This is a genomic window from Streptomyces sp. NPDC048521 (assembly GCF_043199855.1).
Classification (GTDB): Bacteria; Actinomycetota; Actinomycetes; order Streptomycetales; family Streptomycetaceae; genus Streptomyces.
The window spans coordinates 73,659-99,645 of record NZ_JBICWR010000001.1 but is presented as its reverse complement, the minus strand read 5'-3'; the positions used below and the strand labels follow the sequence as shown (position 1 = coordinate 99,645).

At 72.4% G+C, this 25,987-nt stretch carries 20 protein-coding genes, 1 tRNA gene and 2 pseudogenes; 10 read left to right on the top strand and 13 right to left on the bottom strand.

All coding sequences use genetic code 11. From position 1 onward, the window contains the following. Window positions 1-4: 4 nt before the first annotated feature. Window positions 5-1,747, top strand: a pseudogene (locus tag ACGFRF_RS00480) (SelB C-terminal domain-containing protein); the annotation flags it as partial. Window positions 1,748-1,782: 35 nt separating this feature from the next. Here ACGFRF_RS00480 and ACGFRF_RS00475 read toward each other — a convergent pair. Further along, a tRNA-Sec gene (locus ACGFRF_RS00475) sits at window positions 1,783-1,875 on the bottom strand. Window positions 1,876-1,909: 34 nt separating this feature from the next. Here ACGFRF_RS00475 and selD point away from each other — a divergent pair. After that, window positions 1,910-2,917: a selenide, water dikinase SelD gene (gene selD, locus ACGFRF_RS00470; protein WP_393735679.1), complete on the top strand. Its 1,008-nt coding sequence runs from the start codon at window positions 1,910-1,912 to the stop codon at window positions 2,915-2,917. Window positions 2,918-2,923: 6 nt separating this feature from the next. Here the strand turns inward: selD and fdh are convergent, their stop codons facing one another. After that, window positions 2,924-6,184: a formate dehydrogenase gene (gene fdh, locus ACGFRF_RS00465; protein ID WP_393735677.1), complete on the bottom strand. Its 3,261-nt coding sequence runs from the start codon at window positions 6,182-6,184 to the stop codon at window positions 2,924-2,926. A 27-nt stretch (window positions 6,185-6,211) separates the two neighbouring features. Between fdh and ACGFRF_RS00460 the strand changes: the two genes are divergently transcribed. Further along, complete coding sequence (locus tag ACGFRF_RS00460; RefSeq protein WP_393735676.1) at window positions 6,212-6,730, top strand: cbb3-type cytochrome c oxidase subunit I; 519 nt, start codon at window positions 6,212-6,214, stop codon at window positions 6,728-6,730. 247 nt (window positions 6,731-6,977) lie between these two features. On the opposite strand, the gene nrfD is transcribed toward ACGFRF_RS00460, so the two are convergent. The 4 genes and pseudogenes from nrfD to ACGFRF_RS00440 all read right to left on the bottom strand — a co-directional run. Further along, window positions 6,978-7,997 (bottom strand): NrfD/PsrC family molybdoenzyme membrane anchor subunit, encoded by a 1,020-nt coding sequence (gene nrfD / locus ACGFRF_RS00455; protein ID WP_393735675.1) that lies wholly within the window; start codon window positions 7,995-7,997, stop codon window positions 6,978-6,980. A 40-nt stretch (window positions 7,998-8,037) separates the two neighbouring features. Next, window positions 8,038-9,063, bottom strand: a complete 1,026-nt coding sequence (locus tag ACGFRF_RS00450) for a 4Fe-4S dicluster domain-containing protein (protein ID WP_393735674.1) — start codon at window positions 9,061-9,063, stop codon at window positions 8,038-8,040. A gap of 15 nt (window positions 9,064-9,078) precedes the next feature. Beyond that, window positions 9,079-9,447, bottom strand: a complete 369-nt coding sequence (locus ACGFRF_RS00445) for a hypothetical protein (RefSeq protein ID WP_393735672.1) — start codon at window positions 9,445-9,447, stop codon at window positions 9,079-9,081. A 176-nt stretch (window positions 9,448-9,623) separates the two neighbouring features. Continuing rightward, window positions 9,624-9,885: pseudogene (locus ACGFRF_RS00440) on the bottom strand (ubiquinol-cytochrome c reductase cytochrome b subunit); the annotation flags it as partial. A 228-nt stretch (window positions 9,886-10,113) separates the two neighbouring features. Here ACGFRF_RS00440 and ACGFRF_RS00435 point away from each other — a divergent pair. From ACGFRF_RS00435 to ACGFRF_RS00420, 4 genes are all read left to right on the top strand, one after another. Continuing rightward, entirely contained in the window at window positions 10,114-10,692 is a 579-nt protein-coding gene (locus ACGFRF_RS00435; protein ID WP_393735670.1) for a thiamine pyrophosphate-dependent enzyme, read from the top strand. Further along, window positions 10,662-11,006, top strand: coding sequence for a hypothetical protein (locus ACGFRF_RS00430; protein WP_393735668.1), 345 nt, complete (start codon window positions 10,662-10,664; stop codon window positions 11,004-11,006). The genes ACGFRF_RS00435 and ACGFRF_RS00430 overlap by 31 nt, the downstream gene beginning before the upstream one ends. A gap of 227 nt (window positions 11,007-11,233) precedes the next feature. Beyond that, entirely contained in the window at window positions 11,234-15,496 is a 4,263-nt protein-coding gene (locus ACGFRF_RS00425) for a HAMP domain-containing protein (protein WP_393735666.1), read from the top strand. A 49-nt stretch (window positions 15,497-15,545) separates the two neighbouring features. Continuing rightward, a complete protein-coding gene (locus tag ACGFRF_RS00420) occupies window positions 15,546-17,969 on the top strand; it encodes a SpoIIE family protein phosphatase (protein WP_393735664.1) in 2,424 nt (807 codons plus the stop codon). Window positions 17,970-17,988: 19 nt separating this feature from the next. Here the strand turns inward: ACGFRF_RS00420 and ACGFRF_RS00415 are convergent, their stop codons facing one another. Further along, window positions 17,989-18,438, bottom strand: coding sequence for an ATP-binding protein (locus tag ACGFRF_RS00415; RefSeq protein WP_393735662.1), 450 nt, complete (start codon window positions 18,436-18,438; stop codon window positions 17,989-17,991). Between the two features lie 314 nt (window positions 18,439-18,752). Further along, window positions 18,753-18,926: a CsbD family protein gene (locus ACGFRF_RS00410; RefSeq protein WP_393735660.1), complete on the bottom strand. Its 174-nt coding sequence runs from the start codon at window positions 18,924-18,926 to the stop codon at window positions 18,753-18,755. 155 nt (window positions 18,927-19,081) lie between these two features. Here ACGFRF_RS00410 and ACGFRF_RS00405 point away from each other — a divergent pair, with 155 nt between their 5' ends. Next, window positions 19,082-19,252: a hydrophobic protein gene (locus ACGFRF_RS00405; RefSeq protein WP_393735658.1), complete on the top strand. Its 171-nt coding sequence runs from the start codon at window positions 19,082-19,084 to the stop codon at window positions 19,250-19,252. A 111-nt stretch (window positions 19,253-19,363) separates the two neighbouring features. On the opposite strand, the gene ACGFRF_RS00400 is transcribed toward ACGFRF_RS00405, so the two are convergent. From ACGFRF_RS00400 to mgrA, 5 genes are all read right to left on the bottom strand, one after another. Then, entirely contained in the window at window positions 19,364-19,981 is a 618-nt protein-coding gene (locus ACGFRF_RS00400) for a DedA family protein (protein WP_393735656.1), read from the bottom strand. A 39-nt stretch (window positions 19,982-20,020) separates the two neighbouring features. Continuing rightward, a complete protein-coding gene (locus ACGFRF_RS00395) occupies window positions 20,021-21,274 on the bottom strand; it encodes a cation:proton antiporter (protein WP_393735654.1) in 1,254 nt (417 codons plus the stop codon). 4 nt (window positions 21,275-21,278) lie between these two features. Beyond that, the gene (locus ACGFRF_RS00390; protein ID WP_393735653.1) at window positions 21,279-21,764 is read right to left on the bottom strand and encodes a cation:proton antiporter regulatory subunit; all 486 of its coding nucleotides are present in this window, start codon (window positions 21,762-21,764) and stop codon (window positions 21,279-21,281) included. A gap of 141 nt (window positions 21,765-21,905) precedes the next feature. Further along, window positions 21,906-22,088, bottom strand: a complete 183-nt coding sequence (locus ACGFRF_RS00385) for a hypothetical protein (RefSeq protein ID WP_393735651.1) — start codon at window positions 22,086-22,088, stop codon at window positions 21,906-21,908. A gap of 108 nt (window positions 22,089-22,196) precedes the next feature. After that, entirely contained in the window at window positions 22,197-23,240 is a 1,044-nt protein-coding gene (gene mgrA, locus ACGFRF_RS00380; protein ID WP_393735649.1) for an L-glyceraldehyde 3-phosphate reductase, read from the bottom strand. Window positions 23,241-23,470: 230 nt separating this feature from the next. Here mgrA and ACGFRF_RS00375 point away from each other — a divergent pair, with 230 nt between their 5' ends. Next, a complete protein-coding gene (locus ACGFRF_RS00375) occupies window positions 23,471-24,979 on the top strand; it encodes an MFS transporter (RefSeq protein WP_393737077.1) in 1,509 nt (502 codons plus the stop codon). A gap of 146 nt (window positions 24,980-25,125) precedes the next feature. Beyond that, window positions 25,126-25,974 carry a chitosanase gene (locus ACGFRF_RS00370; protein WP_393735647.1) on the top strand — a complete coding sequence of 283 codons (849 nt, stop codon included), beginning with the start codon at window positions 25,126-25,128 and terminating at the stop codon, window positions 25,972-25,974. Window positions 25,975-25,987 lie beyond the last annotated feature (13 nt).

The window sequence follows — 25,987 nt, the reverse complement described above, 5'->3', positions numbered from 1 at the left end:
AGCGATGCGGGTCCTCGCCACCGCCGGACACGTCGACCACGGCAAGTCGGCCCTGGTCCGCGCCCTCACCGGCATGGAGCCCGACCGTTACGAGGAGGAGCGCCGCCGGGGCCTCACCCTCGACCTGGGTTTCGTGTGGACCAGGCTGGACCCGGACGGAGAACACCTCGCCTTCGTGGACGTACCCGGGCACGAGCGGTTCGTCGCGACCATGCTGGCCGGCGTCGGGCCCGTGCCCGCCGTGCTGTTCGTGGTCGCCGCCGACCAGGGCTGGCAGCCCCAGTCGCAGGAGCACCTGGCGATCCTCGACGCACTCGGCGTCCGGCACGCCGTCCTCGCGGTGACCCGCGGCGACCTCGCGGACCCCGAACCCGTACGCGCAGACGCCGTCGAGCGCCTGGCCGGCACCTCGCTCGGCAAGGTGCCGTCGGTCGCGGTCAGCGCGGTCACCGGCGCGGGCCTGGACGAGCTGCGCGCCGAACTGGCCCGTCTGGCGGACGAGTTGCCCGTACCCGACGCCGACGCCGATGTCCGGCTGTGGCTGGACCGGGCCTTCACCGTCCGCGGTCACGGCACCGTGGTCACCGGCACCCTCGGCGCGGGCACCCTGCGGGTCGGCGACCGGCTGGTCACCGGGGACGGCGACGCCGTGCTGCGGGTGCGCGGGCTGCAGAGTCTGCACGAGGAGCGGACGGCCGTCAGCGGGGTGGCCCGCGTCGCCGTCAACGTGCACGGCCACGGGGACGACGGCCTGCGCCGCGGGCAGGTGCTGCTGACCCCGGACCGCTGGCTGTCCACCGAGCTGATCGACGTCCGGGTCACCGGCGAACCGGTGGCCGACCTGCCCCGCTCCGTCACCCTGCACATCGGCACCGCCGCCGTACCGGTGGCCGCCCGTCCGCTCGGCGCGGACACCGCCCGGCTCACCCTCGGCCGGGGACTGCCCCTGCGGGTCGGCGACCGCGCGGTGCTGCGCGAGCCCGGCGGGAGCCGTCTGCCCTGCGGGGTCACCGTCCTCGACGTACGGCCGCCCCGGCTGGCCCGGCGCGGCGCCGGCCGCACCAGGGCGGCCGAACTCGCCGGCATGACCGGCCGCCCCGACGGTGCCGCCGAGCTGCGCCGCCGCAAGCTGATCCGAAGCACCGACCTGCGGGCGATGGGCGTCCCGGCACCCTGCGGACCCGTCGCACGGGACTGGCTGGCCGACGCGGCGTACTGGAACTCCCTCGAGGAACGGCTGACGGCCGAGGTCGCCCGACACGCCCGCGCCCATCCGCTCGACCCCGGGCTGCCCACCGAGGCGGCCCGCCGGCTGCTCGGCCTGCCCGACCGCGCCCTGGTCGACGCGCTGGCCGAAGCGGCGCCGCGACTGCACGCCCGGCAGGGCCGGCTGCACCCCGCCGAGAGCCTTGGGCCCGCCCTGCCCCCGGCCGTCGGCGCGGCCGTGGACGCCGTGCGCCGGGACCTGGCCCGGGCACCGTTCCGCGCGCCCGAGTCCGCCCGGCTCGGCGAACTGGGCCTCGACCGCAAGGCGTTGGCCGCCGCGGTGGCCGCCGGTGCCCTGCTGCGCATCGCCGACGGGATCGTGCTGCTGCCCGGCGCGGACGCCGAGGCCGCCGCCGTGCTGCGCGCCCTGCCACAACCGTTCACGCTCAGCGAGGCCCGGCGCGCGCTCGACACCACCCGCCGGGTGGCCGTACCGCTGCTGGAGTTCCTGGACGCCCAGGGCCGCACCGAGCGCGTCGACGACCAGCGCCGACGCTGCCGCACGGACGCGGTGAACGGAGGCGGACAGGAATCGAACCTGCCTGCCCGAGATCCTCGGGCACCTCGGTTTTGAAGACCGGGAGGGCCACCAGGCACCCACACGCCTCCACCGCTCGTCAGGCTACTGCCCCAGGAGACCGGCATGACACCGACCCGCCAAGCGTCCGTACGGCTCACGCAGTTCGCCCACGGCGGCGGCTGCGCCTGCAAGATCCCGCCGGGCGAGCTGGAGGAGGTGGTCGCCGGGCTCACCGTGCCACCGCTCGCCGGGGGCGACACCCCGCTGCTCGTCGGACTCGCCACCGGCGACGACGCGGCCGTGGTCACGCACCGGGGAACGGCGATCGTCTGCACGGCCGACTTCTTCACCCCGGTCGTGGACGACCCCTACGACTGGGGGCGCATCGCCGCCGCCAACGCCCTGTCCGATGTGTACGCCATGGGCGGCCGGCCCGTGCTCGCCGTCAACCTCCTGGCCTGGCCGCGTGACCGGCTCCCGTTCGACCTGGCCCGCGAGGTGCTGCGCGGCGGACTGGACGTCGCCACGGAGGCGGGCTGCCACGTCGGCGGCGGGCACAGCGTCGACGATCCCGAACCCAAGTACGGCATGGCGGTCACCGGTGTCGCCGATCCCGAGCGGCTGTTGCGCAACGACGCCGGCCGGCCCGGGATGCCCCTGTCCCTCACCAAACCGCTGGGCCTCGGCGTCCTGAACAACCGGCACAAGGCCACCGGCGAGCGGTTCGAGCAGGCCGTCGCCACGATGGCGGCTCTCAACCGGGAGGCCTCCGAAGCGGCGCTGGCCGCCGGGGCCGGCTGCGCCACCGACGTCACCGGGTTCGGCTTCCTCGGCCATCTGCACAAACTGGCCCGCGCCTCCGGCGTCACCGCCGTCGTCGACACCGCCGCCGTCCCCTACCTGGACGGAGCCCGGGAGGCAGTCCGGGACGGGTACGTCAGCGGCGGCACCCGGCGCAACCTCGCATGGGTGGCGCCCCACACCGACTTCGGCGACACCGACGCCGACACCCGCCTGCTGCTGGCCGACGCGCAGACCTCCGGCGGGCTGCTCGTCGCCGGCGAGGTACCCGGGGCGCCGGTGGTGGGGGAGCTGGTGGCGCGCGGGAGCCATTCGATCGTGCTCAGGTAGAGGGACTCAGGGCTCCGTGCCCGTGTGCTCGTCGATACCCGCCCGGGTCCGGTACGCCCGCACCAGCTCCACGGAGGCCGGACCCCGGGGCCGGCGCCCCGGACGGATGTCGACGGCGAACGCCTTCGTCTCCTGGATATGGGTGTTCGGGTCCAGGGACAGGTGCAGCAGCTCGTTGGCCGCGTCCCCGGTGGTGTAGCCGTTTGGGCCCCAGTGATAGGGCAGGCCCACCTGGTGCAGCGTGCGCCCCTGCACGGTCAGCGGCGTCATGCGGTCGGTGACCAGCACCCGTGCCTCGATCACGGCCCGCGCGCTGACGATCGTCGCCCACCCGGTGTGCTCCAGGCCCCGCTCCGCGGCCAGTTCCGGGGACACCTCGCAGAAGAACTCCGGTTGCAGCTCGGCCAGGTACGGCTGCCAGCGGGACATGCCGCCCGCGGTGTGGTGCTCGGTGAGCCGGTAGGTGGTGGCCACGTACGGGAACACCTGCGAGCCCGGTTCGTCCCCGCTCGGCTGGTAGCGGTTGTCCGGGTGCGGGGGCAGCAGTTGCCGTACCGGGTTGCGCTGCTGCTCGTACACCAGGTTCGCGAACGGCGAGTCCTGGGGCTCGTAGTGCGCCGGCAGGGGGCCGTCGGTGAGCCCGGACGGCACGTAGAGCCAGGCCTTGCCGTCGGCCTGCATGATGAACGCGTCCGTGCCCGACAGCGCCTCCGGACCGGTCGCGTCCTCGGGCGGCCGGTGGTCGGGTGACTTGTCCTTCTTGAAGTCGGGCACGTCGTGCCCGGCCCACTCACCCTTGTCCGCATCCCACCACACCAGCGCCTTGCGTGCGCTCCACGGCCTGCCCTGCGGGTCGGCGGAGGCGCGGTTGTAGAGGATGCGGCGATTGGCCGGCCAGGCCCACGCCCACTCGGCGGCCACCCAGTCCTGCTCCCGGCCGGGCTTGCGGCGGGCGGCCTGGTTGACGCCGTCGGCGTAGACCCCGCAGTAGATCCAGCAGCCGCAGGCCGTCGAGCCGTCCGGCTTCAGCTCCTCGTAGGAGGACACCGGCCTGCCCTCGGCGTCGTGACCGTTGATCTCGGCGAGTACGGCCTCCGCGTCCGGTTCGCCGTGCCGGCCCTTGACCGGGTAGTCCCAGGCCAGGTCGAGCACCGGACGGTCCATCTCGTCGGTGGACCCGGCCAGCTTCTGCCGGATGCGCCGCCCCAGGTGGTAGGCGAACCACAGGTCGCTGCGCGCCTCGCCCGGCGGCTCGACCGCCTGATGGTGCCACTGCAGCAGCCGCTGGGTGTTGGTGAAGCTGCCGTCCTTCTCGGTGTGCGCGGCGGCCGGCAGGAAGAACACCTCGGTACGGATGTCCTCCGTGCGCAGCTCCCCGGTCTCGATCTCGGGGCCGTCCTTCCACCAGGTCGCCGACTCGATCAGCGAGAAGTCGCGGACCACCAGCCAGTCCAGGTTCGCCATGCCGAGCCGCATCAGCTTGGAGTTGGCGTTGCCCACCGCCGGGTTCTCGCCGACCAAGAAGTAGCCCTTGCAGACGCCCTCCAGCTGGGCCATCGTCGTCTCGTACGCCGAGTGGGAGCCGGTCAGCCGGGGCAGGTAGTCGAAGCAGAAGTCGTTGTCCGCGGTCGCCGCGTCACCCCAGTACGCCTTGAGCAGGCTCACCAGATAGGCGCGCATGTTGCCCCAGTAGCCCTTGTGGGCCGCCTCGGCCTGGATGAAGGCCTCCAGGTCCTGGTTCTGGTGCGCGTGCGGCATCGGGATGTAGCCGGGCAGCAGGTTGAACAGGGTCGGGATGTCCGTGGAGCCCTGGATGGAGGCGTGCCCGCGCAGCGCGAGGATGCCGCCGCCCGGCCGGCCGATGTTCCCGAGCAGGGTCTGCAGCACGGCCGCCGCGCGGATGTACTGCACGCCGACGGTGTGCTGCGTCCAGCCGACCGCGTAGGCGAAGGCCGTCGTCCGGTCCCGCCCGGAGTTCTCCGTGATCAGTTCGCACACCTGCCGGAACAGCTCCCGCGGCACTCCGCAGACCTGCTCGACCAGCTCCGGCGTGTAGCGGGCGTAGTGCCGCCTGAGGACCTGGAAGACACAGCGCGGGTGGGTCAGCGTCTCGTCCCGTTCCGGCTCGCCCTCGCCGATCACCGCCCCGCCCGAACCGTGGGCCTCGCCGCGTGCCGCCTCGGTCACCGAACTCCCGCCGCCGGTGCGCTGCTCGTACTCCTGGTCGCGCTCGCCGGAGGCCGCCTGCGTCTCGGTGCCCTCGTACTGCCAGCTGGTGTTGTCGTAGCTTCGGCTGTCGGTGTCGAGGCCGGAGAAGACACCGGCCAGGTCCTCGGTGTCGCGGAAGTCCTCGCGCAGGATCACCGGGGCGTTGCTGTAGGCCACGATGTAGTCGCGGAAGTACCTCTCCTGTCGCAGGACGTAGTTGATGATCCCGCCGAGGAAGGCGATGTCCGTGCCCGCGCGCAGCGGCACGTGCACATCGGCCAGCGCGCTGGTGCGGGTGAACCGCGGGTCGACGTGGATCACCTTCGCGCCCCGCGCCTTGGCCTCCATCACCCACTGGAACCCGACCGGATGGCACTCGGCCATGTTCGAGCCCTCGATGACGATGCAGTCAGCGTTCTGCAGGTCCTGCTGGAAGGTGGTCGCGCCGCCGCGGCCGAACGAGGTTCCCAGACTGGGAACGGTGGAGGAGTGTCAAACGCGCGCCTGGTTCTCGATCTGGATCGCTCCGAGCGCGGTGAACAACTTCTTGATCAGGTAGTTCTCTTCGTTGTCGAGCGTGGCCCCGCCCAGGCTGGCGATGCCGAGCGTGCGCCGGGTGCGGGTCTCGTCGACCTCCCACTGCCAGCCGGCCCGGCGCGACTCGATCACCCGGTCGGCGATCATGTCCATCGCGGTCTCGAGGTCCAGCCGCTCCCACTCGGTGCCGTGCGGGCGCCGGTAGAGGACCTGGTGCTCGCGGGCGTCCCCGGTCGTCAGCTGCAGGCTCGCGGCGCCCTTGGGGCACAGCCGGCCGCGCGAGATGGGGGAGTCCGGGTCGCCCTCGATCTGGGTGACCCGCTCGTCCTGGACGTACACGTTCTGGCCGCAGCCCACCGCGCAGTACGGGCAGACGGACTTCACGACCCGGTCGGCGGTGGCGACGCGCGGCTGGAGCCGTTCGCTGCGTGCGCTCTTCGCCGCGGCGCCCCGGCCCAGCGGGTCCGTGCCGGTGAGCTGGCGGTAGACGGGCCAGGAATCGATCCAGGTGCGTACGCCCACGGCCACTCCTCCCGCTCGGTCCCCTCATTGTCCCGCAGCCTCGCGGCCACGGCATCTCTCGCCGCACTGAGCCGCGGGGTACCCGCGGTCCTCGCGCCCAAACGGGCTCGGCAGGTGTGGTCGCTGACCCTGCTGCTGGTCATGGGCGTCCTCGCGCTCCTCATGCGCGGCCAGCCGGCCCAGCCCGAGGAGACCTTCCTCACCGCGCCGGTCTACGACCAGCTGTTCACCATCCACGGCTCCGGCATGATCTACATGGTCATGACCCCGTTCGCGATCGGCATGGGCGTCCACCTGGTCCCTCTGCAGATCGGCGCCCCAGGGATCGCGCTGCCCCGGCTGACCCTGCTCGGCCACTGGCTGTACGTGCTCGGCGCGCTCACCATGCTGGCCGGCTTCGCCGCGCCCACCGGGGCGCACGCCGACGGCTGGTTCTCCTACCCGCCGATGGCCGACACCGAGCACTCGCCGGGCGCCGGCACGACCTGTGGATCGCGGGCGTCCTCCTCGCGGTCACCGGGACCATCGTCATATGCGCCGGGGTGATGCGCGACCGAGTCGCTTCGACCTCGCCGACTGCCGGGCCTCCTTCGCCACCGTGATCCGGGACGGACCGCGCGAAGCCGTCCCGGTGTCGGTGCACCCGGACATCGACGGCGCCGCCCGGGCCCGCCTCGCCACCCCTCGGCCGCGGCGCACACCCCGGACCTACCCGGCGGCGACCACGGGGCGCGGGATCCGGCCATGGGGTCTTCTCGACCAGGGCGGGGAGAGGGAGACACCCCGCAGGGCGTCAACGGTCGCGCGCCCGAACCCTCTCCCGCTGCGGCACCACCGTGTACTTGGGGTCCTCGGCCGAGGCCACTCCCGCGTGGAAGACCCCGAACCGCAGGGCCGCGGAGCCGGTCAGCAGAGCCGCGCCCGCGGCCACGGCCAGGCGCCGGTCGCGCAGCCGCCCCGACAGGACGGCCAGCGCCGCCCCGCCCGCGGTCAGCGCCTCCGCCGCCCGCAGCGTCCGGTGCGGCCCGCCCTGCTCGAAGGGCTCGGCGGCCAGGCCCATGCGCCGCTTCATGAGCCGGAAGGCACCCAGCTCCAGCGCGGCCCCCAGCACGGCCATCCGGCGGGCGGGTCCGGCCTCGCCGACCGGGGCGGTGACCAGGGCGAGCCCGGACGCGGCGGTCGCACCGGAGCCGGCGAAGACGAACGGCAGCTGCCGGTAGCCCTCGTGCCAGGACGGCACCGCGGTGTCCGCGAGCAGCACCGCCGTGTAGGTCGCGACCGCCGGACCGAGGACGGCGCCGGCCGCCGTGGCCGCCGAACCCACGCGCCGGTACCGGCCGGCCACGTCCGTCGCCGCGGCGGCCAGCGTCAGCGGCGCGTAACCGGCCAGCACCCACGAGCCCACGCTCATCGGGGAGGTGGGCTTGAAGACCCGGAGCATGTTCAGGAAACGGCCGGGCCGCCCCAGGTCGTGCACCAGTGCCGCCAGCGACAGCGATATGGCCCCGGCGGCCCCCAGCTTCGCCGGCCTGCCCAGGGCGGGCCGGCCGGTCGCCTCGGCCCCCGCCGCGAGCAGCGAGGACGCACCGGCCAGACCACCCAGGTACAGATAGCCGGCGATGTCCAAGGGCTTCCACGTCGGCTTGTTGAGCACGGGTTTGCCGTAGTACGACGAGAACGCGGCGTCCGGCACCATCGGCTGCTCGCCCCGCCCGCGCCGCCGCCGGCGACGGCCCGCGTAAGCGCCCGTCGACGCCTCCCGGCCGGGCCGCGCCCCCTGCACCCCCTCGCGGGTGACATCGGATCCGGTCATCTCGGCCTCCTCGCGCTCCTCCTCGGGACACTGCCGAGCCTCATCGCGGCCTCCTCACGAAGCTGCCGACGGCCAGGGCGGCCAGGGAGACGGCGGCCAGCGCCGCGTGCCGCCACATGTCGGGCAGGTCACGGGTGGTGACCACCGGGTCCGGGGGCAGTCCGTAGACCTCGGGCTCGTCCAGCAGCAGGAAGAACGCCCCGTCGCCGCCGACCCCGTCGTCCGGGCTCTCGCCGTAGAGGCGCGCGTCGGTCACGCCGGCCGCGTGCAGCTGCGCCACCCGGGCCTGCGCCCGCTCGCGGAGTTCCTCCAGCGGGCCGAACTGGATGGAGTCCGTGGGGCAGGACTTGGCGCAGGCGGGCTCCATGCCGACGCCGAGCCGGTCGTAGCACAGGGTGCACTTCCACGCCCGGCCGTCGCCCTTGCGCTGGTCGATGACGCCGTACGGGCAGGCGGGGACGCAGTAGCCGCAGCCGTTGCAGATGTCCTCCTGGACGACGACCGTGCCGAACTCGGTGCGGAACAGCGCGCCGGTGGGGCACACGTCCAGGCAGGCCGCGTGCGTGCAGTGCTTGCACACGTCCGAGGACATCAGCCAGCGCAGCTCGGTGCGGCCGTCGGGGGAGACCGGGGAGATCCGCTCGTCGGCCGCGCCCTCGGGCGCACCGCCCGGCGGGGCAGCGGGGGCCCCCGGGCCGGGTGCCCCGGCGTCGGTGCCGAGGCGGGAGGCGGCCGTGAACACGTCCAAGTCCTCGTGGTCCGGGTGCGCGATCCCGGGCTCCGGCCCGCCGCCGAACGGTCCCCGCTGCTCGATGAAGGCCACGTGCCGCCAGGAGTCGGCGCCCAGCCCCTGCGTGTTGTCGTAGGACATGCCGGTCAGCTCGAGACCGTCCTCCGGGACGGCGTTCCACTCCTTGCAGGCCACCTCGCACGCCTTGCAGCCGATGCACACGGAGGTGTCGGTGAAGAAGCCCATCCGCGGCGGGGCGGACGGATAGCCGGAGGCCCCGGCCACGTCCGGCTGGGGGCCGTACAGAAGACCGCCGCGGTCCTCATCGCCGCTCATCCCGTACCTCCTCGCTCATGACTTCTCGCCGCCCCCGGGTACCTCGCCCGGTGCCGCCCGCACGAACTCCACGCGGCGTTTCTGCCAGGCGGTGGCCGGCATCTCCACGCTCTTGCCGACGTACCAGCGGCTGAGGGCGTTGCGCAGCCGGTGCCGGTGGAACCAGCGCCAGGCCTCCGTGCCCTCCGCACGCGGCCGGGGGGTGTCGCGCACGAGGATGCGGTAGGCCTCCTCGCGGGACAGCAGCGTGTGCGCCTCCTCGTAGCCGCCGCCGGCGGTGCGCCGCACCTCCGCCGTCGGCTCGCCGTCCAGCAGCCGGCGCCGGTCGGCCGCCTGGAGCCCCAGACACGCCCGCTTGGTGGCGTGGTAGGTCAGGGGCGGCACCCGAACGGCTGAAGCCCTCCAGCAGGGCCAGCAGGAACAGCGTCCACGTCCTGCCCGCCCGCCGGCAGCAGTACCGCGTACGCCGAGACGGCCGCCGCGCCCAGGCACCGAGGCGTACGCGTCGGCGCTGGACATCAGCTTCGACGTGCGCGGCGGCCTGCTGGTCAGGTCATCGTGCCGCGCAGCGGCAGGTACGAGCCGGTGTACGGCCGTTCGGCCATGTCCGGGTGGAAGAAGAACGTGAGGTAGACGCCGGTCAGCACGAGCACGAGGAGGCTGTACAGGGCCAACTCGCCCAGCAGGAACGACCAGTGGTCGGGGAATGCCTTGCGCAGGAACTCCTCGCCCGGCGGAGGACACCGGCAGCCGCTGGTCGAGCGCGGTCACCAGGCGTTCGCCTTGCCCTGCGCGCCGCGACGACCGCCGCTCCTCGGACACCGCCACTGCCTGCTCGCCTTCCGCCCGGTGCTGGGTCCCTCACTCCCGGTGCTCTCCTCCGAGCCTGGCACGGGTGCCCCGGCTCCGCGCGCCCGAAACGACCCGGACGGCCGCGCGCACCGGACGCCGGGGGCCGTTTGCGGGGGTCGGCGCACGGCTACCCGGTGCCCCGGACAGGTGTGCCGGTCGAGGAGGTCGCCGTGGTGAACGTCCGCGGACCCCGCCCTGGTGCCCGACCCCGACCGGTGCGGCGTCGTCACGGTGGACCCGGAGCCGGCCGACTGCCCGCTGGACCGCGGGTTTCCGGCCATCCGGGTGACCGGCGGCGTCACCGCGGCGCTCGAAGCGCTCATCCCCCTGCTGCACCGCGCCACCGACCGGACGTGGCGCACCGAGGTCGAGAAGGCGGTGCGGGCCTGGCGGGCCGAGGGGCAGAGCAAGGCGAACCGCTTCTTCGGTACGTCGGTGAATCCGCGCTCGGTCGTCGCCGAGCTGTCCGAGCGGCTGCCCGACCGGGCCGTCGTCGTCACCGACTGCGGCACCTCGCTGGACTGGTGGACCCGCCATCTGCGGCTCCGCAACGGCATGCGCTCCCTGCTGTCGGGCCACCTCGGCGTGCCCGGCGCGGCCGTCCCCTACGCCGTCGCCGCCCGGTTCGCCGCCCCCGACCGGCCGGTGATCGCCCTCGTCGGCGACGGGGCCTTCCAGAGCGGCGGTCCGAACGAGCTCATCACCGTCCGCCGCCGTCTGGAGCGGCTGGCCGAGCGTCCCCGCTGGTGTTCTGCGTCCTCGGCAACGGCGACCTGAACCGGCTGACCTGGCGGCGCCGGGCCGCGGCCGGTGACCCCCTGGTCCCGCTCTCCGCCGAGGTCCCCGCCATGCCGTACGCCGACTGGGCCCGCCTCGCGGGCCTGCCCGCCGTCCGCTGCGACCGGCCGCGGCACGTCGCCTCCGTCTGGGCCGACGTGCTCGCCCTGCGCGGGCCGGTGCTGCTGGAGTTCGTGGTGGACGGGGAGAACCCGCCGGACTGCCCGGACGGCGGGGCCCGGACGAACATCGGGAGGGATGCCGGGGGACCGCTGCCGGGACCCTTGGCCAAACTGCTCCGTCTACCCGGCTGATCCGTTCTCATGCCTGCCGCCCCAGGTGATTTTCATGATCGTCGAGGGGTTGGCCGATTGCTTTGTCCCAAGGCCGGAGCGTGGGTTAGCCTGCGGCGTATTTTTCTCATCATGCAAATCCGTGAACTGCGGAAATGCACACACCAAACGCCGGGTCAGGCCGCGTGCCCGGCAATGGTTCCGAGCCCTCCGCACGAGGGCTCCTGGGGAGCGGAACGAGGGTGCGCATGGCCGGCAAGGCGACCGGGACGACCGACGCGGTCCCGGGTGACCACGAACTGAGAAGACTGCTCGCGGGGCTGACCGCAGTGCGCGACGGGGACTTCGGCACCCGGCTGCCGGACGACTCCACCGGGCTCATGGGCGACATCGCCACCGTGTTCAACGGCATGGTGGACCAGCTGTCCGTCTTCACCTCCGAAGTCACCCGCGTGGCCAGGGAAGTGGGCACCGAGGGGACCCTCGGCGGCCAGGCACAGGTACCGGGCGTCTCCGGCACCTGGGCCGACCTGACCGACTCCGTCAACGCGATGGCGGGCAACCTCACCACGCAGGTACGGGACATCGCGCAGGTCGCCACCGCCGTGGCCAAAGGCGACCTGTCCCAGAAGATCGACGTCCCCGCGCGCGGCGAGATCCTTCAGCTGAAGGAGACCGTCAACACGATGGTCGACCAGCTGTCCGCGTTCGCGGACGAGGTCACCCGGGTGGCCCGCGAGGTCGGCACCGAAGGCCGCCTGGGGGGTCAGGCGCAGGTGCCCGGTGTCGCCGGTGTCTGGCGCGACCTGACGGACTCGGTGAATTTCATGGCCGGGAACCTGACGGCGCAGGTGCGCAATGTCGCCCAGGTGACGACCGCGGTGGCGCAGGGTGATCTGTCGCAGAAGATCACGGTGGACGCGCGGGGCGAGATCCTGGAGCTGAAGAGCACCATCAACACGATGGTGGACCAGCTGTCCGCGTTCGCGGACGAGGTCACCCGGGTGGCGCGAGAGGTCGGTACCGAGGGCCGGCTCGGCGGTCAGGCGGACGTCAAGGGCGTCAAGGGCACCTGGCGCGACCTGACGGACTCGGTGAACTTCATGGCCGGGAACCTGACGGCGCAGGTGCGCAATGTCGCCCAGGTGGCCACCGCGGTGGCGCAGGGTGATCTGTCGCAGAAGATCACGGTGGACGCGCGGGGCGAGATCCTGGAGCTGAAGAACACCATCAACACGATGGTGGACCAGCTGTCCGCGTTCGCGGACGAGGTCACCCGGGTGGCCCGCGAGGTCGGTACCGAGGGCCGGCTCGGCGGCCAGGCGCAGGTGCGCGGCGTCGCCGGCACCTGGAAGGACCTCACCGACAACGTCAACGTGATGGCCTCCAACCTCACCGGACAGGTCCGCTCGATCGCCCAGGTCGCCACCGCCGTCGCCAAGGGCGACCTCTCGCAGAAGATCACCGTCGAGGCCAAGGGCGAGGTCGCCGCCCTCGCCGACGTCATCAACACCATGGTCGACACCCTCTCCGCGTTCGCGGACGAGGTCACCCGGGTGGCCCGCGAGGTCGGCACCGAGGGCCGGCTCGGCGGCCAGGCGCACGTGCCCAACGTGGCCGGCACCTGGAAGGACCTCACCGACAACGTCAACTCCATGGCCAACAACCTCACCGGCCAGGTGCGCAACATCGCGCTGGTGACCACGGCCGTGGCCAAGGGGGACCTGTCCAAGAAGATCGACGTCGACGCGCGCGGCGAGATCCTCGAACTGAAGACGACCATCAACACGATGGTGGACCAGCTGTCCGCGTTCGCCGACGAGGTCACCCGGGTGGCCCGCGAGGTGGGCACCGAGGGCCGGCTCGGCGGCCAGGCCGAGGTCGAGGGCGTCTCCGGCACCTGGAAGCGGCTCACCGAGAACGTCAACGAACTCGCCGGCAACCTCACCCGGCAGGTCCGCGCCATCGCCGACGTGGCCAGCGCGGTCGCCGAGGGCGACCTGACCCGGTCCATCACCGTCGACGCCTCCGGCGAGGTGGCCGACCTCAAGGACAACATCAACTCCATGGTGGAGTCCCTGCGCGAGACCACCCGGGCCAACCAGGAACAGGACTGGCTCAAGACCAACCTCGCCCGGATCTCCGGCCTCATGCAGGGCCACCGCGACCTGCCCGTGGTCGCCGAACTCATCATGGACGAGCTGGTGCCCCAGGTGTCCGCCCAGTACGGCGCCTTCTACCTCGCCGAGGAGGGCGACTCCGGGCCCGAGCTGCGGCTCGTCGGCTCCTACGGCCGGCCCGACGACGACACCCGGCCCGTCCGCATCCCCTTCGGCCGCTCCCTGGTCGGCCAGGCCGCGCGCAGCCGCCGTACCATCGCCGTGGACGAGCTGCCGCCCGGGTACGTCACCATCTCCTCCGGGCTCGGACAGGTCGAGCCCACCGCCCTGCTGCTGCTCCCCATCGTCTTCGAGGAGCAGGTCCTCGGCGTCATCGAACTGGCCTCCGTCACCCGGTTCACCCCGGTCCAGCGGGACTTCCTGCAGCAGCTGGTGGACACCATCGGCGTCAACGTCAACACGATCGTCGCCAACGCCCGCACCGACGAACTGCTCCAGGAGTCGCAGCGCCTGACCAGCGAACTGCAGTCCCGCTCGGCCGAGTTGCAGGCCCGCCAGGAGGAACTGCAGCGCTCCAACGCCGAACTGGAGGAGAAGGCCTCCCTGCTGGCCGACCAGAACCGCGACATCGAGGCGAAGAACCTGCAGATCGAGCAGGCCCGCCAGGAACTGGAGGCGCGCGCCCAGCAGCTGTCGCTCGCCTCCAAGTACAAGTCCGAGTTCCTCGCCAACATGAGCCATGAGCTGCGCACCCCGCTGAACAGCCTGCTCATCCTCGCCCAGCTGCTGGCCCAGAACCCCTCCCGCAACCTCACCCCGAAGCAGGTCGAGTACGCGGGCATCATCCACTCCGCCGGCTCGGACCTGCTCCAGCTGATCAACGACATCCTCGACCTGTCCAAGGTCGAGGCCGGCAAGATGGACGTCACGCCCGAACGGGTCTCGCTGCGCCAGCTGATCGAGTACGTCGAGGCCACCTTCCAGCCGATGACCTCGCAGAAGAGCCTGGACTTCACCATCACCACGGCTCCCGGCGCCCCCGCCGACCTGCTCACCGACGACTCCCGGCTCCGGCAGATCCTGCGCAACCTGCTGTCCAACGCGGTGAAGTTCACCGAGCAGGGCGGAGTCGAACTGCGCGTCGAACCCGCCGCCGACGACGAGGTGCCCGACGGAGTGGTGCGCGGCGGCGCGATCGTCGCGTTCCGGGTGAAGGACACCGGCATCGGCATCCCGGAACAGCAACTGGAGACCATCTTCGGCGCGTTCCAGCAGGCGGACGGCACCACGAGCCGCAAGTACGGCGGCACCGGACTCGGCCTGTCCATCACCCGCGAGATCGCCCACCTCCTCGGCGGCGCCGTCACCGTCGACAGCACCCCCGGCAACGGCAGCACCTTCACCCTCTTCCTCCCCGTGGCCCGGCCGGACTTCGAGGAGGTCCTGCGCGGCGGACGCAGCGTCCCGAAGCCCGCCGAACAGGTGGCGGCGGACGGCACGAGCGGCCACGATCTCGCGGTGGGCGCACCGCTCGTCACCGCCAAGCGGCAGCGCGCGCGCCGCCTGCTCGTCGTGGAGGAGCGACCGCGCGGTCTGCTCACGCTCGTCGCCGAGAGCGTGGTCAGGGACCTCGCGCACGGCCGCGCCGACGGGGGCGTCGCGCCCGTCGACGTCATCACCGCGGTCGGCGCCCAGGAGGCGGCGGGCGCCCTCGCCGCCGAGCCCTGCCACTGCGTCGTCGTCGAACTGGGCATGCCCGACGGGGAGTCCGCCCGCTTCCTGGACGCCCTGCGCGGGGACTCCGCCCTCGCGAGCGTCCCCGTCCTGGTGCACAGCTCGCATCGCACGGAGCAGGTCGCCGACGGCACGGACGGCCCGCTGGAGTACCTGTTCAGCCTCGACGAGCTGCGCGAGCGGATCGCGCTGCACCTGTCGGCCGAGGAGCCCGGCGAGGTGCTCACCCTGGTCCGGGGCGACGAACCGCAGATCACGGCACCGCACCTGATCGACGAGCACACCCGCGGCCGTACCGTCCTCGTCGTCGACGACGACGCCCGGAACCTGTTCGCGCTCAGCGGCATCCTCGAACTGCACGGCTTCCGCGTCCTGCACGCGGAGAACGGCCGCAAGGGCATCGAGACGCTGATGGACAACCCGGACGTCGAACTCGTCCTGATGGACGTGATGATGCCCGAGATGGACGGGTACACGGCCACGGCGGAGATCCGCCGGATGCCGCAGTACGCCGACCTGCCGGTCATCGCCGTGACCGCCAAGGCCATGCAGGGCGACCGGGAGAAGAGCCTCGCCTCGGGCGCCAGCGACTACGTGACGAAACCGGTGGACACCCATGACCTCATCGCCTGCGTCCGGCGCTGGCTCCCCGCATGAGGACACCACGGCGCTTCCGCCCGTCCGCTGGCCGAGGAGTACGGACCCGGTGAACACCCACGAACCCCCCACTGAACCGGACGCGCTCGCCGGCGTGCCCGTCCAACTCCCGTCCCCCGGCATCGTCTCGGCCGACCTCCCGGCCGGCTCGCCGGTGGGCAGGCTCGCCGCGACCGTGGAGCGGCTGCGCCGTGAGGTACGGGCGGCTCAGGCCGAGGCCGAGGGCCGGGCGCTGATCGAAGTGGCCAAGGGCATCCTGGTCGAACGCCTCGGCTGCGGGCCCGCCCAGGCCGCCCGCCAGCTCGCCGAACTGACCGAGCAGGCCCAGGTGACCCCGCTAGAGTTCGCGGTGGACGTCATCAACCAGGCGGCCCGGGACCGCGTCACGGAGGTGACCGAGGCGTTCCTGTCCGTCGCCGCCGATCCGGCCGGGCCCAGCGCGGAGTCCGCCGCCGTACGGCTGCGCGCCGCCGAGAGCGGGGTGCTGGCCGCGGACGACAGCCAGGCGATGGCCGACTCGCTGCTGGAACACGCCCTGCGGCCGCTTGGCGCGGTGGCCGTGGCGATCTGGGCGGCCGGTTCGGACGGCTCGCTGACCCTCGCGGGCAGCGCGGGCTTCCCGGCGGGCGAGGCGGCCCGCTGGCGGTACGTCCCGCCCGACGTGGCCACCGTGGCCCGGCGCGGCCTGACCGAGCCCGACGGGCAGTGGCTGTCCTCGCTCGCCGCCTCCGGGCTGCCGACGATCGGCCGCCGGGAGTACGCCGACGGCGCCCGGATCGCCGTACCCGCCGGTGCCGGCGGCCGGATCCACGGCGTTCTCGAGATCGCCTGGCCCGGCCCCGAGGACCCGTTGTCGCGTCCGGTGATCCGGCAGGTCGAGGCCCTCGCCGAGCTGTGTGCGCACACCCTGGAGACCATCGTGCTGCCGCCGGGGGCAGGACAGGAGCCCAGGGCGCTGCCCGACGTGGTCGAGCTGATGGACCTGGCCGACGGGCTGCACGACCCCGCCCTGGTGCTGGTGCCGCACCTCGACGACACCGGGCAGCTCGTGGACTTCCGCATCGAGCACGTCAACGGCCGCTTCCTCGACCCGGCGGGCCGGCCGCGGGCCGTCGTCAACGGCGCCCTGCTGCTGGAGGCCTATCCGATGGCCGCGGGCGCCAGCGAGCTGTTCCAGCGCGTGGAGCGCGTCTACGCCACGGGCGAGCCGTTCCGCGCCCGCCGCATGCGGCTGACCGCGCTGGTCGACGAGGTGCCGCTGTCGGCCGTCGCGGACATCAGCGTCAGCCGCCACGGCTCCAGCGTGCTGCTCATCTGGCGCATCGAGGACGAGACGGCACGCCTGGCCAGCCTGCTCCAGCACGCCCAGCGGCTCGGCCGGATCGGCGGCTTCGAGGAGAACCTGCTCACCGGCGAGATCACCTGGAACGGCCAGCTGTTCGACCTCTACGGTCGCCCGCCCACCAGCGTCCCGGTCGCCCTGGAGGAGCTGCCCGCGCACGCCCACCCCGACGACGCCGTCTCCATCCGCCGCTTCCTGCGCACCCTGATGCACCACCGCAGGCCCGCGTCCGCCGCGTTCCGGCTGCTGCGCCCGGACGGCGTGACCCGGCACATGCGGGTGGTCGCGGAACCGGTCCTCGACACCGACGGCCAGCTCTTCGTCGTCCGCGGCGCCTACCAGGACATCTCCGCCCAGCACTGGACCGAGGTCGCCCTCGCCGCCACCCGTGACCAGCTGGCCCACACCGAGCAGCAGGCCGACGAACGCAATCGGCTGGCCCTGCAGCTCCAGCACGCCATCATGCCGCCCACACAGGCCCCGCTGCGGGTGCCCGACCTCCAGGTGGCGGTGCGCTACCGGCCCGCCGAGACCGAGCAACTGGTCGGCGGCGACTGGTACGACGCCGTCGTGCTGCCCTCCGGCCTGGTCCTGCTGTGCGTCGGTGATGTCGCCGGGCACGGGATCGAGGCGGCCACCAGCATGGTCGTCCTGCGCAACGCGCTGCGCGGCCTCGCGGTGACCGGGGCGGGCCCGGCCCAGCTGCTGTCGTGGCTGAACATCGTCGCTCACCATCTGACGGGCGCCGTCACCGCGACCGCCGTCTGCGGCCTGTACGACGGCGAGCGGCGGACCCTGCGCTGGGCCCGGGCGGGCCATCTGCCGCCGGTGCTGGTGCGGGAGGCGGAGGCCACCGCCCTGCCCACGCTCAAGGGCCTGCTGCTGGGCGCGCTGCCGGAGGCGGTGTACGAGGAGACCGAGGTGCAGCTCGCCGCCGGTGACACCCTGTTGATGTACACCGACGGCCTGATCGAGCGCCGGGACCGCTCGGTGGAGGAGTCCCTGTCCCACCTGCTGGACACGGCGCGCACGGCGCCCACCACCCTGGACCAGCAGCTGGACCGGCTGCTCACCTACAGCAGGTCGGACACCGACGACGACACCTGCATCGTGGGCATCCGGGTCGGATGAGGCGCCGGCGGCACCGTTCTCACAGGGCCGGTTCGCCGGTGAGCGGGACGGTGGCGGTGACCCGCTTGCCGTGGGAGAGCCGGGTCACCTCCAGGTCGGTGCAGAGCATCGTCACCAGATGCAGCCCGTGGCCGCCGACCCGCCGGGGATCGGGAGGGCGCCGCCGGGGCGGGTCGGTGGAGGTGTCCGTCACGGTGACGCGCACCGCGGACGCGTCGGGCCTCACCTCCAGCTGCAGCGCGCACGGGCCGGGGGCGTGCTTGGTCGCGTTGGTGACGAGTTCGCTGACGACCAGCTGGGCATCCTGCAGGGAGCGCCGGTCCGGTGCGGGCCGCGCCCGGGAGAGCACGGTCGCGACGGCGTCTCTCGCGTCGGCGATGCTGGTGACGCCGGTGTCCCAGGTGCGGCTGTAGCGCAGCGTTGCGGGGCGGTCCTGCGTCGTAGCGTGCGTCCTGAGCGGGATGTCCATACCTCGTTGCCCTTTTCCTCTGGGGTCAGGGTCCCTTCGCGTGAACACGGGGATCGTGCCGTCCTGCTCCGGCTACCCGCTGGACCGTCGATCAAGGGGACGTCCGCCAGGAATCCTCCGGTTGCACACGGAGTCCTGATGAGAGACGCCCGGCCGGGGTGACGGCGGGGGAGAGGCACGCCCCGGGCACGGGCGAGGCGCGTCCGTCGCCGCCGCCCGCACACAGCGGAACGGGTCCGGGAAATCCGCTACGCGACATTTCCCGGACCCGTTCCCAATCCGAATAGCGGCCCGATTCAGTACATCGGACCGATTCAGTGCTTGAAGATGTCCTTCGTCTTCTCCTTGGCCTGCCGGGCGTCTCCGCGCGCGCCTTCCATGCGGCCCTCGGCCTCCAAGCTCTCGTTGCCGACGGCGCGGCCCACGGCCTCCTTGGCCTTGCCCTTGGCCTGCTCCATCTTGCCCTTGGCCTTCTTGTCGCCAGCCATGGGGTTCACATCCCAACGTCGTCGCGGTATCCGTTCGCCATCCGGATTGCCACTGTGCCGCCATCCAAACCCGAAAGCGGGATCCGGCCCGATCGAAAAAAGCGAGGGGTGATCGCGCAATTCGGGGGCACCCGCAGGTCCGGAGGTTGATAAACATGGTTCCTTTGCTTCTGGTTCTCCTGCTGGCGCTGATTCTTTTCGGTGCGGGTTTCGCGCTGAAGGCGCTGTGGTGGATCGCCGTGATCGTGCTCGTGGTGTGGCTGCTGGGCTTCCTCGTCCGCCCGGCCGGGACCGGAGGCCGGCGCGGCCGCTGGTACCGCTGGTAGGTGCGCCCCGTTCACGCAGCGGGCCCCGGCTCCGGCCGGGGCCCGCTGCCGTGCGCCCCCACCCGCCCCTCACCCGGTCCCGGTCGGACAGCCGCGAGCCGTGAGTGACTCCTAGGCGCGCCGCCGTCGTACGAGGTGCCGTACGACGAGCGCCGCGAGCAGGACGGCGGCGGCGAGGAGGAAGTAGAGCTGGTAGCGCCTGATCTCGTCGTAGACGGTCGTGATGTGATCGCCCACCAGGTAGGCCAGGGTCACCCACAGGCCGACCCACAGCGCGGCGCCGAGGGCGTTGAAGGCGAGGAAGCGGCGCCAGCGCATCCCGGTCGTGCCCGCGATGATGCCGTTGGCCTGGCGCAGGCCCTCGACGAATCGCGCCACGGTCACGATCTTGCCGCCGTGCCGGCCGAAGAACGCCTCGGCGGCCGCGAACCGCTTGGGCGTGAGGAAGATGTACCGGCCCCAGCGGTGCACGAAGGCCCGCCCGCCGACCCGGCCGATCAGGTAGCCGATGTTGTCACCGACGATGGCAGCGGCGAACGCGATGCCCGCCACGGCCACGACGTCCAGCCGCCCCGCGCCCGCGTACACCCCCGCCGCGAGCAGGATCGTCTCGCCCGGCGCGGGCACCCCGAAGTCCTCCACGAGGACCACGGCCCCTACGGCCCAGTAGCCGTAGTGGCCGAGCAGCGGCGCCAGATGGGCCAGCGGTCCCGGAAGCGGAGGCGACATGCGTACACGGTACGCGGTCCGGTCGGCGCCGGGCCGAGATCACGCCCGGCCGACCGTGTCCTGATCGCGCAGCACCGCTTCCGGGTCGCCGACCGGGGCGGTGCCCCTGTCGGCTTCCAGCGCCCCGCGTCCGGCGCGTCGGCCGGTCAGCCGCAGCGCCAGGGGTTCGGTGTAGCGGGCGGTCAGCGGGCCGAGGACGACCAGGATCAGCACGTACGCCGTGGCCAGCGGGCCGAGGTCGGAGTCGATGCCGGACGTGACGGCGAGCCCCGCGATGACGATGGAGAACTCGCCGCGGGCCACCAGGGTGCCGCCGGCCCGCCACCGGCCCTTGGCCGAGATCCCGGCACGGCGTGCCGCCCAGTAGCCCGTGACGATCTTGGTGAGGGTGGTGACGACGGCCAGCGCGAGCGCGGGCAGCAGGACCGGCGGGATGCTCGCCGGGTCGGTGTGCAGGCCGAAGAAGACGAAGAAGACGGCCGCGAACAGGTCCCGGAGCGGTGCGAGGAGGTTGTGGGCGCCCTCGGCGACCTCGCCGGACAGGGCGATGCCGACCAGGAACGCGCCCACGGCCGCCGACACCTGCAGTTGCTGCGCGACACCGGCGACCACCAGGGTCAGGCCGAGCACCACCAGCAGCAGCTTCTCCGGGTCGTCGGTGGAGACGAAGCGGGAGATGTGGCGGCCGTAGCGCACCGCCAGCAGCAGGACCAGACCGGCCACCCCGAGCGCGACGGCCAGTGTGGCACTGCCGGCGGCGAAACCGGTCCCGGCCAGCAGTGCCGTGACGACCGGCAGGTAGACCGCCATCGACAGGTCCTCCAGCACCAGGATGCTGAGGATCACCGGCGTCTCGCGGTTGCCGATCCGGCCGAGGTCGCCGAGGACCTTGGCGATGACGCCGGAGGAGGAGATCCAGGTGATGCCGGCCAGCACGACGGCGGCGATCGGGCCCCAGCCGAGCAGCAGGGCCAGCGCGGCGCCGGGCAGGGCGTTGAGGGCGGCGTCGACGAGGCCGGCCGGGTACTGGGTCTTGAGGTTGGAGACCAGGTCGCTGGCCGTGTACTCGAGGCCGAGCATGAGCAGCAGCAGGACCACGCCGATCTCGGCGCCGATCGCCACGAACTCCTCGCTGGTGCCGAGCGGCAGCAGCCCGCCCTCGCCGAAGGCCAGGCCGGCCAGCAGGTACAGGGGGATCGGCGAGAAACGCAGGCGCGCGGCGAGCCGGCCCAGCAGACCGAGGCCGAGGATGATGGCGCCGAACTCGATCAGGAAGACCGCGGAGGAGTGCATCGGATCACTCCCGGCCGAGTATCACGGCGGCCGCGTCGACACCCTCGCGGGTGCCGATCACGATCAGCGTGTCCCCGCCGGCCAGCCGGAAGTCGGGGCCGGGGGAGGGGATCGCCTCGGCGCGGCGCAGCACGGCCACGATCGACACGCCGGTCTCGGTACGCATCCGGGTGTCGCCGAGCAGTCGCCCGTTCCAGTGCGAGGACCTGGACAGCGCGATCCGCTCGGCGACCAGGCCCAGTTCCGTCGTGGACAGCAGGTTGGGGCTGTGGTGCGTGGGCATCAGCGCGTCCACCAGCGCCTCCGCCTCCGCGCCGGTGAGCCGGACCGACAGTGCGCAGGCGTCGGGATCGTCACCGCGATAGGCGCTGAGCGTCCTTGATCCGTCGCGGTGTGCCACCACCGACAGGCGGCGGTCCTCGCGCGTCGTGAGGTCGTAGCGGACGCCTATGCCCGGCAACGGCGTACTGCTCGTGCGTGCTGTGCCCATGACTGCCCCCTGCCCGGCTTGAACGTTTCTTGGTGAAACCATTGCCAGAACCCTAACCCGGCGTCGTTGATCGCACGGGTCGCGGGCCCTGGTCGGGCAGGGGGCTGGGGGGCGAGGGCCGCCAAGTGGCGGAGCCCGGTTCTAGCAGGCGGAGCCGAGGCCGTACTCGCCGTCGCCCGGTTCGGGCTGGCAGGTGTGGCAGAGTTCGTGTTCCCCGTCGCGGGTGACGACGGTGCCCCAGCCGAGGCAGTGCTCGCAGTTGTGGGCGAGACCCAGGTCGGGGTGGGGAGGCAGGAAGGGGCTGTGGTGAGCTCCGTAGGCCATGCGGGGAGCGGCTCCTTGAGGTCTCGGGGAGGTCGCGGTCCGTATGGCTTCCATTATGTCTGACCTTTCCTTTATGTCCAGAGTGTTTGTGTCACTGAGTGCCAGGGATCACCGGAGGTTTCCCAGGCGCGCCTCCTGCCACAGGTCCACGCCGCCCTCGGTGGCGTACGTGTCGATCTCGGCCAGCTCGGCGTCGGTGAAGTGAAGGTTCTCCAGCGCGGCCACGTTCTGCTCCAGCTGCTCGGTGCGCGAGGCCCCGATGACCAGGGAGGTCACCCGCTCGTCGCGCAGCGCCCAGGCCAGCGCCAGCTGGGCCAGGGTCTGCCCGCGCCGGGCCGCGATGTCGTTCAGGGCGCGGAGCCGGCGCCGCATGTCGTCGGTGAGCCACGCCGGGTCGAAGGACGTGCCCCGTGCCGCCCGCGAGTCCCGCGGCACGCCGTCGAGGTAGCGGCCGGTCAGCAGCCCCTGGGCGAGCGCCGTGAAGCCGATCACCCCGAAGCCCTCCTCCCGCGCCGCGTCCAGCAGGCCGTCGGTCTCGATCCAGCGGTTGAGCATGCTGTACGACGGCTGGTGGATCAGCAGCGGTGTCCCCAGGTCCCGCAGGATCGCGGCCGCCTGCCGGGTGCGCTCGGCGTCGTAGGAGGAGATGCCGACGTACAGCGCCTTGCCCTGGCGGACCGCCGTGTCGAGCGCGCCCATCGTCTCCTCCAGCGGTGTGCTCGCGTCCAGCCGGTGGGAGTAGAAGATGTCCACGTGGTCCACGCCCATCCGGCGCAGCGACTGGTCCAGCGAGGCCAGCACGTACTTGCGTGAGCCGCCGCCCTGCCCGTAGGGGCCGGGCCACATGTCCCAGCCGGCCTTGGTGGAGATCACCAGCTCGTCCCGGTACGGCGCCAGGTCCTGCTTGAGGAGCCGCCCGAAGTTCAGCTCGGCCGCGCCGTACGGCGGACCGTAGTTGTTGGCCAGGTCGTGGTGGGTGATCCCGAGGTCGAAGGCGCGCAGGGCGATCTCGCGCTGGGTCTCGAACGGGCGGTCGTCGCCGAAGTTGTGCCAGTAGCCCAAGGACAGGACCGGCAGATCCAGGCCCGAGCGGCCGGTGCGCCGGTAGCGCATGGTGCCGTCGTAGCGAGCGGGGTCCGCGACGTACGTCATCAGGTCTTCTCCGGGTGGTGCCGTAGGGGTGCCCGTGCGTGTGCGCAAGGGCGCCGTCCACCCTCCGTCCTACCGACGCGCAAGTCCAACCACCGTCCCGTATGGGATTGAGCGGTTCCGTTTCTGAATCGGCCCTGGGGGCAGGCGGTGATCGGTGGAGCGAGAGAACGGAGGCGCTCGTGAGCGGTGCGACGTCCGAGGGGGAACAGCACGTCGGGGACGGGCCGCGGGTGCCCGGGGCCGTCGCCCGGCTGCCGCGCCAGGTCCGTGCGGAACTGACCCGCAGGCTACGCCGCAACCGCCGGGCCTTCGGCAAGGACGACGTCCAGGTCATCGAGCCCCCGCTGCTCAGGCGAGCCGTCGGGGCCTCCGCCCTCGGCAACTGCATGGAGTGGTTCGACTTCGGCGTCTACAGCTACCTCGCCGCCACCATCGGCAAGGTCTTCTTCCCGGGCGCCTCCCCGGCCGCCCAGGTCATCTCCTCCTTCGCGACCTTCGCCGCCGCCTTCGTCGTACGGCCCCTCGGCGGCCTGGTGTTCGGGCCGCTCGGCGACCGGATCGGCCGGCAGAAGGTGCTCGCCACCACCATGATCATGATGGCGGTGGGCACCTTCGCCATCGGCGTCGTCCCCGGCTACGCCACGATCGGCATCGCCGCGCCCGTGCTGCTCCTGCTGGCCCGCATGGTCCAGGGCTTCTCCACCGGCGGCGAGTACGGCGGGGCGACCACCTTCGTCGCCGAGTACTCGCCGGACCGCAGGCGCGGCTTCCTCTCCAGCTGGCTCGACTTCGGCACCTTCGTCGGCTACGCCCTCGGTTCGGCCCTGGTCACCGTGCTGAACCTGACGCTGACGGACGATCAGATGCTCTCCTGGGGCTGGCGCGTCCCCTTCCTGATCGCCGGGCCGCTCGGGGTGATCGGCCTCTACATGCGGCTCAAGCTGGAGGAGTCGCCGGCCTTCCAGCAGCAACTGGACGAACACGAGAAGAGCCTCGCGCAGGAGTCGGCGGGCAGTGAGCTCAAGGACATCGTGCGGAACCACTGGCGGCCGCTGCTCGTCTGCATGGGCCTGGTGCTGCTCTACAACGTCACCAACTACATGGTCACCGGCTATCTGCCGACCTACCAGACCGAGACCCTGGACCGCTCCAGCGGCTCCGCCGACCTCCTGGTCCTCGTCGGGATGGTGTGGATCGTCGTGCTGATCACCTTCCTCGGCCGGCTCAGCGACCGCGTCGGCCGGCGGCCGCTCTACGCCGTCGCCGCCGCCGCGATGATCGTGCTCGCCGTACCGGCCTTCCTGCTGATCAAGGCGCACGGCACCTGGCCCCCGATCCTCGGGGTGCTGGTCCTGTCCACCCTGCTGGCCTGCTTCGCGGCACCGAGCGCGGCCACCCTGCCCGCCCTGTTCCCGACCGCCGTGCGCTACGCGGCCATGGGCATCGGCTTCAACTTCGCCGTGGCCGCCTTCGGCGGCACCACGCCATTGGTCACCGCCGCGCTGGTCACCGCCACCGGCGACGACCTGATGCCCGCCTACTACCTGATGCTGGCCGGCGCCATCGGCCTGCTGACCGTCGCCTTCCTGCCCGAGAGCGCCCAGGTGCCGCTCAAGGGCTCGCAGCCCATGGTCGGTTCGCGGCAGGAGCGGCGCGAACTCATCACCACCTCCGAGGAGCTGTACGCCTTCACGCAGGAGCGGGAGAAGCAGGAGCGGGAGAAGGCGCGGCACCGCTGACGCCGGGGGCGGGCTCGCCGGGAGCTGTTCGATCCTACGAACTTCTCGCGTGCCGGGTTACCGGCCCGCACCGCATCTGATAGGAAACTTTCCTACCAGTGCGGTACGGACCAACTCCCCACCCCCCACTCTGACTTGGAGTCCCTGTGGTGCACGCAGACCGCTACACAGCAACCCCCGCCCGCCTCTCCCGCCTCTCCCGCCGGACCGTCGTCGCCGCGCTCGGCGCCGTCGCCACCGGCGCCCTGCTCGGAACCCAGCGCGCCGCCGCCACGCCGGCGGCCGCGCCGGGCCTCGACGACCCGGCGAAGAAGGAGATAGCGATGCAGCTCGTGTCGAGCGCGGAGAACTCCTCGCTCGACTGGAAGGCCCAGTACAAGTACATCGAGGACATCGGCGACGGCCGCGGCTACACCGCCGGCATCATCGGTTTCTGCTCCGGCACCGGTGACATGCTCGACCTGGTCCAGCTCTACACCGACCGCAGGCCCGGCAACGTCCTCGCCCCGTACCTGCCCGCCCTGCGCAGGGTCGACGGCACCGACTCGCACGAGGGCCTCGACCCGAACTTCCCCAGGGACTGGCGCAGGGCCGCCCAGGACACCGCCTTCCAGCAGGCCCAGAACGACGAACGCGACCGCGTCTACTTCAACCCCTCGGTCGCCCAGGGCAAGGCCGACGGGCTGCGCGCCCTCGGCCAGTTCATCTACTACGACGCCATCGTCATGCACGGCGACGGCGACGACCCGACCAGCTTCCGCAACATCCGGGGACGCGCCCTGCGCAGCGCCAAGCCGCCGGCGCAGGGCGGCAACGAGACGACGTACCTGAACGCCTTCCTGGACGCCCGGGTGTGGGCCATGAAGCAGGAGGAGGCGCACAGCGACACCAGCCGCGTCGACACCGCGCAGCGGGTCTTCCTGCGCAAGGGCAACCTCGACCTGAACACCCCGCTCGACTGGAAGGTGTACGGCGACAGTTACCACATCGGCTGACCCGCGGCGCCAC

Bases quoted from the DNA above. Each gene is read 5' to 3' on its own strand.
- ACGFRF_RS00395 (WP_393735654.1), bottom strand. From the start codon at position 21,274: ATGCACTCCTCCGCGGTCTTCCTGATCGAGTTCGGCGCCATCATCCTC.
- ACGFRF_RS00385 (WP_393735651.1), bottom strand. From the start codon at position 22,088: ATGGCCTACGGAGCTCACCACAGCCCCTTCCTGCCTCCCCACCCCGAC.
- ACGFRF_RS00415 (WP_393735662.1), bottom strand. From the start codon at position 18,438: ATGGACATCCCGCTCAGGACGCACGCTACGACGCAGGACCGCCCCGCA.
- selD (WP_393735679.1), top strand. From the start codon at position 1,910: ATGACACCGACCCGCCAAGCGTCCGTACGGCTCACGCAGTTCGCCCAC.
- ACGFRF_RS00425 (WP_393735666.1), top strand. From the start codon at position 11,234: ATGGCCGGCAAGGCGACCGGGACGACCGACGCGGTCCCGGGTGACCAC.
- ACGFRF_RS00400 (WP_393735656.1), bottom strand. From the start codon at position 19,981: ATGTCGCCTCCGCTTCCGGGACCGCTGGCCCATCTGGCGCCGCTGCTC.
- mgrA (WP_393735649.1), bottom strand. From the start codon at position 23,240: ATGACGTACGTCGCGGACCCCGCTCGCTACGACGGCACCATGCGCTAC.
- ACGFRF_RS00410 (WP_393735660.1), bottom strand. From the start codon at position 18,926: ATGGCTGGCGACAAGAAGGCCAAGGGCAAGATGGAGCAGGCCAAGGGC.
- nrfD (WP_393735675.1), bottom strand. From the start codon at position 7,997: ATGACCGGATCCGATGTCACCCGCGAGGGGGTGCAGGGGGCGCGGCCC.
- ACGFRF_RS00450 (WP_393735674.1), bottom strand. From the start codon at position 9,063: ATGAGCGGCGATGAGGACCGCGGCGGTCTTCTGTACGGCCCCCAGCCG.
- ACGFRF_RS00405 (WP_393735658.1), top strand. From the start codon at position 19,082: ATGGTTCCTTTGCTTCTGGTTCTCCTGCTGGCGCTGATTCTTTTCGGT.
- ACGFRF_RS00390 (WP_393735653.1), bottom strand. From the start codon at position 21,764: ATGGGCACAGCACGCACGAGCAGTACGCCGTTGCCGGGCATAGGCGTC.